Below are 9,517 nucleotides of genomic sequence, written 5' to 3'. Positions count from 1 at the left end.
GCGAACGGCGAGGTAAGGGTGTCGGCGTTCTGCAACTCCAGCAGGTAGTTGCGGAAGATCTGCCCGAGCACCTGGCTGGCGATTTCCAGCTCATCGCGGGGCATTTGCGCGGCGATCAGGTCGGCGCTGTCCATGGCTTCGTCCGAGCCGTTCACCGCTGCCATCTTCAGCACGATATACGCCTGCACCGCATTCGCCGGTACGCCTTCGCCACGGAAGAACATCATGCCCAGGCGGTATTGCGCTTGCGCGTGGCCTTGCAGCGAAGCCTGCTCGAACCATTTCAGCGCCTGGCTGAGATCACGTTCGACGCGCTTGCCGTCGTAATAGAACTCGCCCAGCTCGAATTCCGCCTGCAGGTCACCATTGAGCGCAGCCTGCTCGCAGGCCTCAAGGGCGGCGGGCAGTTCTTCGGGGGCGGTGTTGAGTGAGCAGCTGCCAAGCGCGGGGATCAGCAAGGAGTTGCCGCTTGCCGAGGCAAGCAGTGGCAGCAGGAGCAACAGGCAGCCCAGGGACAGGGTGCGGCCGGTGCGTTTCATGAAAATCCGTTTACCTCGGGATGCAAAGCGAGCGATGTGCCCGGCCGCCGGAACGCGGCAGCCGTCACATTATGAAATAAGCAGCGGAGTTCTTACAAAGTCTTTACCGGGTTTTCTTCTGTGCGGCCAAGTTTTGCGCTGCCAGGCAGGCTCAGCAGCAACCAGGCCAGCAGTGGGTAGGCCGGTGTCAGCAGGGCATGGAACAGATCAATCCGGCGTAACGAGCCGATAAAACCTTCAGTGCCCACCGCCAAGCCGGCCAACAGAAACAGTCCGACCACCGCAATGGCCGCCGCCAGCGGCGCACGCGTGGGCCACTGCACGGCGCCGGCGTAGAGGATCAACAGCAGGGTCGCCAGGTTGAGCAGCAGGCGGTAATCCTCCAGTTGGTTCATCTGCCGGAACAGCTCGAAGAAGGCGCACAGGCCCAGCAGGATGCGCCCCCAGTTGGCGCGGCTCCATTGCCAGCCACGGCCCAGCGCCAGCGCGGCGGCGCCGAGCAGCGGCAGACCGAGAAAGCTGCTGGCCTGGCTTAGCCACAGGTGCGCGGCCTGCGCGCTGGGGTCGATGCCAAAGCGAAGCCCCCCGACGCCAGCCGCAGCAGCCGGCAGGAGAAACCCCAGTAGGGCGCAGAACAGCGCCGGCTGATCGGCCTCGCCATAGTGCTTGCGGGCTTTGCCGATGGCGATTGCGCAGGCCAGGCAGGCTAGCGCCAATACGCCATCAGACAGCGCAGTGCTGAATTGCATCAGGCGTTCTTCAACTCGGCAAAGGCGCGCTCGGCGGCGTCCAGGGTAATTTTCAGCTCGGCATCGCCATGGGCGATGGAGGTAAAGCCGGCCTCAAAGGCGCTGGGGGCCAGGTACACGCCGCCATCGAGCATCAGATGGAAGAAGCGCTTGAAGCGCTCGACATCGCTGGCCATCACGTCATCGAAGGTGACGATGTCGTCGGCACCGCTGAAATACAGGCCGAACATGCCGCCCGACTGGGTGGTGACGAACGGGATGCCAGCGGCATCGGCGCGGTCCTGCAGGCCTTGCAGCATGCGGCTGGTGTAGTCGGTCAGCTCGGCGTGAAAGCCCGGACGTTTGATCAGGCGCAAAGTAGTCAGGCCGGCGGCCATGGCCAGCGGGTTACCCGAGAGGGTGCCGGCCTGGTAGACCGGGCCGAGCGGGGCGATGCAGTGCATGATGTCGCGCTTGCCGCCGAAACAGCCGACCGGCATGCCGCCGCCGATGATCTTGCCGAAGGTGGTCAGGTCCGGGGTGACGCCGTAATACGCCTGAGCGCCGCCGAGGGCGACGCGAAACCCCGTCATCACTTCGTCGAAAATCAGCACCACGCCATGCTTGTCGCACTGCTCGCGCAGGCCTTGAAGGTAGCCCGGAGCCGGCGGCACGCAGTTCATATTGCCGGCCACCGGCTCGACGATGATGCAGGCGACGGTTGAGCCGACTTCGCTGAGCATCTGCTCAACCGCAGCCAGGTCGTTGAACGGCAGGGTCAGGGTGTGTTTGGCGAAGTCCGCCGGTACGCCCGCCGAGCTCGGCACGCCCTGGGTCAGCAGGCCGGAGCCAGCTTTCACCAACAAACTGTCGGAATGCCCGTGGTAGCAGCCTTCGAACTTGATGATGTTGTCGCGGCCGGTGTAGCCACGGGCCAGGCGGATGGCGCTCATGGTCGCCTCGGTGCCGGAGCTGACCATGCGCACCATTTCCATGGACGGCACCAGGCTGCACACGAGGTCCGCCATCTCGGTTTCCATGGCGGTCGGTGCGCCGTAGGACAGGCCGTGCTGCAACTGGTTGCGCACCGCGTCGAGCACTTGCGGGTGGCTGTGGCCGAGGATCATTGGGCCCCAGGAACCGACGTAATCGACATAGCGCTTGTCATCTTCATCGGTGACGTAGGCGCCTTCGGCGTGCTTGAAGAACAGCGGGGTGCCGCCGACGCTTTTGAACGCGCGCACCGGCGAGTTGACCCCGCCGGGGATGTGCTTTTGTGCGTTGGCGAAGAGGGTTTCGGAACGGGACATGGCAGAGTCTCTCAAAGCTGGCTATCGGGGCGAGCCGGGCTGCCCCTGACAAGGATTAATTATGGCTCCAGGCCGTTATTTCTGGGTAAACAGGGCGCTAAAGGCGCGGGCGCGGCGCTCGACTTCAGCAGCCGAGTCGGCGCCGAACAGGCCGTGCACCACCGCGACCATGCTGGCGCCGTGGGCAATCAGGTGGGGGGCGTTGTCCAGGGTCACGCCGCCGATGGCGACAATCGGCAGGTTGATCTTGGCTTTCGCCGCTGTCAGCAACGCGACGTCAGCCGCCGGTGCGCCGGGCTTGGTGGTGGAATTGAAGAAACGGCCAAAGGCGACGTAGCTGGCGCCTTCCTTGGCGGCGGCTTCGGCCAACTCCAGCTGGGCATGACAGGTGCCGCCGATGATCGCCTGGCGGCCGAGCAGGGCGCGGGCGACGGACAGCGAGCCATCGCCCTGGCCCAGGTGCAGGCCAACGCCGAGACGGGCGGCCAGTTCGGCGTCGTCGTTGATGATCAGCGCGGCACCATAGCGGTTGCACAGCTCGCGCAGGGCTTCGGCTTCCCGCAGGCGGCGGGCGTCATCGCTGGACTTGTCGCGGTATTGCAGCAGCGTCGCACCGCCCTTGAGTGCGGCCTCGACGTAGGACAGCAGCTTGCCCTTGAGCAATTCACTGTCGGTGATGGCATACAGGCCACGCAGTTTCATCGCAAGCGCTCCATCAAGAGAGGTCTAGTGGCAGGCGGCGCGGAATAAACTGGCCGTGGCCAGGCTGTTCGGCATCGCGCAGGGTGCGCCAGGTGTAGTCGAGGGCAAATTGCACGGCGCTGACCAGTTCCTGGCCCAAGGCCAGGCGACCGGCCAGGGTGCTGGCCAGGGTGCAGCCAGAGCCATGGTAGCTGCCGGGCAGGCGCTGGCAGACGAAGGTGTGGCGGCTGCCGTCGCGGCTGTACAGGCGGTTGTGCACTTCATGCTCGTCGCCATGACCGCCGGTGATCAACAGGTGCTGGATATAGGGCAGGAGTTTCTCGGCGCACTCATCGGCCGTACCGTCCGGCAGTTCGGCGAGGATGCGCGCTTCCGGCAGGTTCGGCGTGGCGATGGTGGCGACGGGCAGCAGGCGCTCGCGCATGGCATAGCCGACTTCGTCCTTGCCCAGGGCGCCGCCGCCGCCGGCACGCAGCACCGGGTCGCAGACCAGCGGAATACCCGGCAGGCGTTGCATGATCTCCAGCACGGTTTCGACCATCTCGACCGAGCCGAGCATGCCGAGCTTGACGGCTTCTACGGGCAGGTCGTTGATCACCGCAGTGGCCTGGGCCAATACCCATTCGCGGTCGAGCACGCGGAAGTCGGAAACGTTGACTGTGTCCTGCACGGTCAACGCAGTCACGGTGGGAGCGGCGTGACAGCCTTGGGCGAGCAGGGCTTCGATATCGGCTTGCAGGCCGGCACCACCGCAAGGGTCATGACCGGACAGGCACAGCACTACGGGGCGAGAGGTAGGCGTTTTCATGGTGCGCGAGCTTACCACCAAACCACGCCTTGCAGACCCCGCTGCGCCAGGAAAGCCCGCCAGGCGGACGATCTGTCGCAGCCCGTAGTCCGGATGTAATCCGGGGCTGTTGTTCGGCGTGCAGAAGGTTCCCGGATTGCATCCGGGCTACGGGTAAATGCCTATGCTAGAGTGCCTGCATCCAAATAAACCGCTTCCAGCGGCGCACCGTGGCGCTGCTGGCTTACCCTGGCTGAGCTGCATGCACTACATCCTTCTCTGTTGCTTGATGCTGATGCCTGGCTTGGCCGGGGCACTGGTTTTTGACGAACACACCCGCAGCCTGCCGCTCGGCAAGGCCATGTCGGTATTTGAGGATGTCCGCGGCGATGCCAGCATCGAAGACATCACCTCGCCGGCCTTGCAAGCCAGTTTCCGTCAGCACGACAAGGGTGTACTGAACGCCGGCTATTCGCGCTCGGTGTTCTGGTTGCGCCTGGATCTGGAATACCGCCCGCAGCAGGCCACGGGCGTGCAGCCCTGGTTGCTGGAACTGGCCTATCCGCCGCTTGATCATGTGCAGCTGTACCTGCCCGATGCGCAGGGGCTCTATCAGCTGAGCCAACACACGGGCGATGCTTTGCCGTTCTCCAGCCGTGAGATCAAACAGCACAACTATGTGTTCGAGCTGAAGTTGCCACCGGCGCAGCGGCAAAGCGTTTACCTGCGCCTGGAAAGCCAGGGTTCGATTCAGGCACCGCTGACCCTGTGGGCGCCGAATGCCTATCTGGAAGAGCAGCCGGCGCGCATCTACGTGCTGGGCATCATCTACGGCGTGCTGCTGGTGATGCTGATCTACAACCTGTTTATCTTCCTCAGCGTACGCGACACCAGCTACCTGTATTACATCCTCTATATCGCCTCGTTCGGCTTCTACCAGCTGTCGGTCAACGGTGCGGCCATTGAGTATTTCTGGCCGAACAGTCCCTGGTGGGCGAATGCCGCTACGCCGTTTTTGATTGGCGCGGCCGCGTTGTTTGGTTGTCAGTTTGCCCGCAGTTTTCTGCATACCGCCGAGCACAGCCCCTGGGTCGATCGCGCGCTGCTGCTGATGATGGCCTCAGGCGTGCTGGTGATGACCCTGGCGCTGACCGCCAGCTATGCCCTGTCGCTGCGCCTGGCCACTTACCTGGCGCTGGGCTTTACCGTGGTGATCTTCAGCGCCGGTATCCTCGCCTGGATGCGCGGCATGCGCGTGGCGCGCTATTTCATCATCGCCTGGAGCGCTTTTCTGGTCGGCGGAATGCTCAACACCCTGATGGTGTTGGGTTATCTGCCGAATATGTTCCTGACCATGTACGCCAGCCAGATTGGCTCGGCGCTGGAAGTCGGCTTGCTGTCCCTGGCCCTGGCCGACCGCATCAATGCGATGAAGGAAGAGCGTACGCGCATCCTCCAGGAGGCCGGGCTCAAGCTTGAAGCCTTCAACCAGGAACTGGCCAATAGCAACCGCCTCAAGGATGAATTCCTCGCCACCGTCACCCATGAGCTGCGCACACCGATGAACGGGGTGATTGGTTCGCTGGAGCTGATGCAGATGCTCGAGATCGACGGCGAGCTGGCGCATTACCAACGCACTGCCGCCAGCTCGGCCCGCGACATGATGCGCATGGTCAATGACATCTTGGCCCTCACCGAACTGCAGGCCGGGCGTCTGTATCCGCGGCGTGAGCCGTTCAGCCTGCGTGGCCTGTTCGACGGCCTGCGCGCGCAGTACGCGCCGCGCGCCGAAGAGAAGGGCCTGCGGTTTGTTCTGGAGCTGGATGACAGCCTGCCGGACACCCTTGAGGGGGATGCCAGCAAGCTGCTGCAAAGCCTTAATTGCCTGCTGGACAACGCCATCAAGTTCACCGCGCAGGGCGAGGTGCGCGTGCGGGTCAGCCGTGGCGGCACGGTCAGCGATATTCTGCCGCTGCGCGTCGAGGTGATCGACACGGGCGCGGGTTTTACCGTGCCGGCCGACGGTAAGCTGTATCAACGCTTCCAGCAGCTGGACGGTTCCATGACCCGCGAGTACGGCGGCCTGGGCATTGGCCTGGCGATCTGCCGGCAGTTGGTCGATCTGCTTGGCGGTGATCTCAGTCATGAGTCCCGTCCGGGCCAGGGCAGCAGCTTTCGCCTGGAACTGCCGCTGGCCCTGCCGGTGCAGATGACCACCCCGGCCGCCGTCGTGCTGCGCGCCACCGGCCCGGCGCTGCGCGCGCCTGAGCAGTGCAGGGTATTGATCGTCGAGGACAACGCGATCAATCAGCTGGTAACCCGCGGCATGCTGCTCAAACTGGGTTATCAGGTGCGCACCGCCGACAACGGCGCCGAAGCCCTGGAGGTGCTGCGCAACGAGCCCATCGACGCGGTGCTGCTGGATTGCCAGATGCCGGTGATGGACGGTTTCGCCACCTGCCGGGCGCTGCGCAATCTGCCTGGCTGCCAGCTGCTGCCGGTGCTGGCGATTACCGCCCACAGCCACAGCGGCGACCGCGAGCGCTGCCTGGCCGCCGGCATGAGCGACTACCTGGCCAAGCCGGTGAAGTTCGAGCAGCTGCGCAGTCTGTTACATGACTGGGTGCTCTGTCGTACCGGCTGAGTCGAGTGTAAAGACACGATTGGCCCGAGCCACCACCCTCGTAGCCCGAATAAGCGCTAGCGCAATCCGGGTTCTGCGGATGCTTGCCGCACCCGGCCAGCCCTCGTTCTTGGCCGAAATGCCTCTTTGCGCAAACGCTGAATCCTGATTCACTTAAGCAACAGTGAATCAGGATTCAGACCATGGCCTATCGCACCACCGCCCTGCGTATCGACCGCGATCAGGCGCTGCGTGAGCGCATCATCAGCGCTGCATTAGCGCGGGTGGCCGAGGGTGGCTTTGCTGCCTTGACCATGCAGGCGCTGGCCGAGGATGTCGGCATCGCCACGGGCAGCCTGTATCGCCACTTTCGCAACAAGGGCGAACTGGCGGCCGAGGTGTTTGCCTTGGCCAGCCAGCGTGAGGTCGATGCGTTGGCTGCCACCGTGCGCGGCTCCGGCAGCCCGGTACAGCGTCTGGCCGCCGGGCTGGAGCGCTTTGCCGCGCGGGCCTGGGACAGCCGCCGGCTGGCCTTTGCGCTGATCGCCGAACCGGTCGACCCGGAAGTCGACGAGCAGCGCCTGCTCTACCGTGAAGCCTACGCCGAGCTGTTTATCGAGCTGCTGCAGGAAGGCGTCGCACAGGGCGTGTTCCGCGTGCAGCAGATCAATCTGGTCGCCGCCTGTCTGGTCGGCGCCATCGCCGAAGCCCTGGTCGGCCCCTTGTCGCCGCCCGCCCGCGCGGCCCGCGAAGCCGGTTATCCCGCCCCCAGCCTGGCCGAAGTCAGCCAGGCGTTGGTCACTTTCTGTCTACGCGCCGTCGGCGCCCGATTGCCCGAAGAGGAGCCGCAGCCATGAACGCCAGCCAACACGCCGAAACCCATGAAGTGTTCAATCAGGTGCCGCCGCTCGATGGGGCCAACCTGTACCGCGTCGACCTGCCGCTGCAGGAGTGGAGCAAGCGTTTCGGCGCGGGCTGGGCCGAGCAGAAACTCGATACTTACGGCGCCCTGGCCGGCGGTGAGCTGATGGTCGCGGGCTTTCTCGCCAATGAAAATAAGCCGGTGTTTAAAAGCCACGACCGCTTCGGTCATCGGGTCGATCTGGTGGAGTTTCACCCGGCCTATCACCAGTTGATGAGTGCGGCCATCGCGCATGGCATTCCTACCGCGCCCTGGACCGACCCGCGTGCCGGTGCCCAGGTGGCGCGCGCTGCCATGAGCTACCTGCACAGCCAGGCCGAAGCCGGCAGCGGTTGCCCGCTGACCATGACCTTCGCCAGCGTGCCGGCGCTCAAACTACAGGGCGATGTGGCCGAGCAGTGGCTGCCGAAAATCCTCTCCACTCAGTACGACCCGCGCAACCTGCCGATCGAGCAGAAAACCGGCGCGACCATCGGCATGGCCATGACCGAGAAGCAGGGCGGCACCGATGTGCGCGCCAACACCACCCGCGCCTACCCGGTCGGTCTCGGTGGCCCCGGTCAGGCCTATGAGCTGGTCGGCCATAAATGGTTCTGCTCGGCGCCGATGTGCGATGCCTTCCTCACCCTGGCCTACACCGACAAGGGCCTGACTTGCTTTCTGCTGCCGCGCCACCGCCCGGACGGCACGCGCAACGAGTTGTATATCCAGCGTCTGAAAAACAAGCTGGGCAACTGGTCGAACGCCTCCAGCGAGGTGGAGTTCCGCGGCGCCCTGGCCTGGATGGTGGGCGAAGAAGGCCGCGGCGTGCCGACCATTATCGAGATGGTCGCGCTGACCCGCTTCGACTGCATGATCGGCTCCAGCGCGCTGATGCGTCAGGCGCTGAGCCAGGCCGCGCACCATTGTGCCCATCGCCAGGTTGGCGGTCGCGTGCTGAGTGAGCAGCCGCTGATGCAGAACGTGCTGGCCGATCTGGCCCTGGAAAGCGAAGCGGCCCTGGCGCTGACCCTGCGCATGGGCCAGGCGCTGGATAACGCCCACATTGATCAGGAAGACAAGTTCGCCCGCCTGGTAACCGCCGTGGGCAAATACTGGATCTGCAAACGCGCGCCGGCGATGATCAACGAGGCCGCCGAATGCATGGGTGGCGCCGGGTATGTCGAGGACAGCATCCTGCCACGGCTGTACCGCGAAGCGCCGGTCAACTCGACCTGGGAAGGCTCGGGCAACGTGCAATGCCTGGACGTGCTGCGCGCGCTGTCCAAGGAGCCCGGCGTGCTCGATGCGCTGTTCAGCGAACTGGGCGATGGCCACGGCGATGCACGGCTGAAATCACATATTGCCAAGCTGCAGGCGGATTTCCGCGACACCGCCGATATCCAGTACCGCGCCCGCCAGCTCACCGAAGACGTGGCTCTGGCGCTGCAGGCCAAGCTGCTACTGGAAGCCGGTAATGCGCCGGTGTCCGATGCCTTTATCGCCAGCCGCCTGGGCGGCCAGGGCGGCCGGGTTTACGGCACCTTGCCGCGTGGGCTGGACGTCGAGGCACTGGTGGCACGCAGTACGCCGCATCTGATCTAAGGCGTTTGCTTTGCCGATAAGCGCTGACTGACTTCCTTAGCGCTTTCATCTTGAGCCCGGTCTCTGCGCCGGGCTCTGTCATTTCTCTTGGCCTGCGGTTAAGGTGGCCGCCGATGGTTCCAGCTCGTATTGAACGACTGGATGAAAAGGGAACATAGGTGGCACTGCAACTGGTGCCGAAGCCATGGCTGCCCCCGCAACTGTAAACGGTGAGCAACGCCCATATGCCACTGGCCGCAAGGTCGGGAAGGCGGGCGAAGTATCAAGCCGTGAGCCAGGAGACCTGCCATCGAAGCCGGGCGCTTATGCCCATCCCCTCCAT

General features: G+C 64.4%; 8 protein-coding genes and 1 riboswitch. Of the genes, 3 read left to right on the top strand and 5 right to left on the bottom strand.

The window, feature by feature from the left end:
* From WA145_RS18115 to WA145_RS18095, 5 genes are all read right to left on the bottom strand, one after another.
* A partial coding sequence (locus WA145_RS18115) for a tetratricopeptide repeat protein (RefSeq protein WP_422582900.1) occupies nucleotides 1–539 on the bottom strand: 539 nt, incomplete at its 3' end.
* A 92-nt stretch (nucleotides 540–631) separates the two neighbouring features.
* Nucleotides 632–1,288, bottom strand: coding sequence for a DUF6962 family protein (locus WA145_RS18110; protein WP_422582899.1), 657 nt, complete (start codon nucleotides 1,286–1,288; stop codon nucleotides 632–634).
* Nucleotides 1,288–2,577: a glutamate-1-semialdehyde 2,1-aminomutase gene (hemL, locus tag WA145_RS18105; RefSeq protein ID WP_422582898.1), complete on the bottom strand. Its 1,290-nt coding sequence runs from the start codon at nucleotides 2,575–2,577 to the stop codon at nucleotides 1,288–1,290. Before hemL ends, WA145_RS18110 begins: the two co-directional genes overlap by 1 nt.
* A 75-nt stretch (nucleotides 2,578–2,652) precedes the next feature.
* The gene (gene thiE / locus WA145_RS18100) at nucleotides 2,653–3,279 is read right to left on the bottom strand and encodes a thiamine phosphate synthase (RefSeq protein ID WP_422582897.1); all 627 of its coding nucleotides are present in this window, start codon (nucleotides 3,277–3,279) and stop codon (nucleotides 2,653–2,655) included.
* 13 nt (nucleotides 3,280–3,292) lie between these two features.
* Nucleotides 3,293–4,087, bottom strand: a complete 795-nt coding sequence (locus tag WA145_RS18095) for a hydroxymethylpyrimidine/phosphomethylpyrimidine kinase (RefSeq protein WP_422582896.1) — start codon at nucleotides 4,085–4,087, stop codon at nucleotides 3,293–3,295.
* A gap of 241 nt (nucleotides 4,088–4,328) precedes the next feature.
* Here WA145_RS18095 and WA145_RS18090 point away from each other — a divergent pair, with 241 nt between their 5' ends.
* The 3 genes from WA145_RS18090 (at nucleotide 4,329) to WA145_RS18080 (ending at nucleotide 9,195) form a co-directional block, all read left to right on the top strand.
* Nucleotides 4,329–6,710 carry a 7TM diverse intracellular signaling domain-containing protein gene (locus tag WA145_RS18090; protein ID WP_422582895.1) on the top strand — a complete coding sequence of 794 codons (2,382 nt, stop codon included), beginning with the start codon at nucleotides 4,329–4,331 and terminating at the stop codon, nucleotides 6,708–6,710.
* A 182-nt stretch (nucleotides 6,711–6,892) separates the two neighbouring features.
* On the top strand, nucleotides 6,893–7,546 hold the full coding sequence (locus tag WA145_RS18085) for a TetR/AcrR family transcriptional regulator (RefSeq protein ID WP_422582894.1): 654 nt from the start codon (nucleotides 6,893–6,895) through the stop codon (nucleotides 7,544–7,546).
* Entirely contained in the window at nucleotides 7,543–9,195 is a 1,653-nt protein-coding gene (locus WA145_RS18080; RefSeq protein WP_422582893.1) for an acyl-CoA dehydrogenase family protein, read from the top strand. The genes WA145_RS18085 and WA145_RS18080 overlap by 4 nt, the downstream gene beginning before the upstream one ends.
* Before the next feature lie 97 nt (nucleotides 9,196–9,292).
* Nucleotides 9,293–9,500: riboswitch (cobalamin riboswitch) on the top strand.
* The last annotated feature ends 17 nt before the right edge of the window (nucleotides 9,501–9,517 follow it).

The organism is Pseudomonas sp., assembly GCF_049301935.1.
Classification (GTDB): domain Bacteria; phylum Pseudomonadota; class Gammaproteobacteria; order Pseudomonadales; family Pseudomonadaceae; genus Aquipseudomonas.
This window is presented reverse-complemented; position numbering and strand designations above follow the sequence as displayed.

Bases quoted from the DNA above. Each gene is read 5' to 3' on its own strand.
- WA145_RS18080 (WP_422582893.1), top strand. From the start codon at position 7,543: ATGAACGCCAGCCAACACGCCGAAACCCATGAAGTGTTCAATCAGGTG.
- WA145_RS18085 (WP_422582894.1), top strand. From the start codon at position 6,893: ATGGCCTATCGCACCACCGCCCTGCGTATCGACCGCGATCAGGCGCTG.
- WA145_RS18090 (WP_422582895.1), top strand. From the start codon at position 4,329: ATGCACTACATCCTTCTCTGTTGCTTGATGCTGATGCCTGGCTTGGCC.
- WA145_RS18095 (WP_422582896.1), bottom strand. From the start codon at position 4,087: ATGAAAACGCCTACCTCTCGCCCCGTAGTGCTGTGCCTGTCCGGTCAT.
- hemL (WP_422582898.1), bottom strand. From the start codon at position 2,577: ATGTCCCGTTCCGAAACCCTCTTCGCCAACGCACAAAAGCACATCCCC.
- thiE (WP_422582897.1), bottom strand. From the start codon at position 3,279: ATGAAACTGCGTGGCCTGTATGCCATCACCGACAGTGAATTGCTCAAG.
- WA145_RS18110 (WP_422582899.1), bottom strand. From the start codon at position 1,288: ATGCAATTCAGCACTGCGCTGTCTGATGGCGTATTGGCGCTAGCCTGC.